The sequence below is a fragment of the Pseudomonas sp. SIMBA_068 genome (genome assembly GCF_046534705.1).
Lineage (GTDB): Bacteria > Pseudomonadota > Gammaproteobacteria > Pseudomonadales > Pseudomonadaceae > Aquipseudomonas > Aquipseudomonas putida.
Genome location: NZ_JAWRYI010000388.1, coordinates 1 through 278 on the forward strand (window position 1 = coordinate 1; position 278 = coordinate 278).

The window sequence follows — 278 nt, forward strand, 5'->3', positions numbered from 1 at the left end:
ATCCTTCAGTAAACGGCCTTCCAGCCCGCCAATCCCCACTTTGAGATCGGTGCTGCATGAGCCCATTACCGGCGGAACATCAATACCACCCGCGACCGCCAGATAACTGCGCATCCCGTGCTGCGGGCGTTTAAGCGTTAAACGCTGGCCTGCTTTCATCGGCAATCGCCAGCCGGTCCAGACGGCATTATCATCCAGCCGCGCTTCGCAACCGGCACCCGTCAGAGCAAACCACCCATCAGTTTCGAACTCAACAGTTAACTGACCGAGCGTGATCT

At 57.6% G+C, this 278-nt stretch carries 1 pseudogene; it reads right to left on the reverse strand.

Features of this window, described 5'->3' with window-relative positions:
• Positions 1–278 (reverse strand): annotated as a pseudogene (gene pxpC / locus SB756_RS29655) (5-oxoprolinase subunit PxpC); the annotation flags it as partial.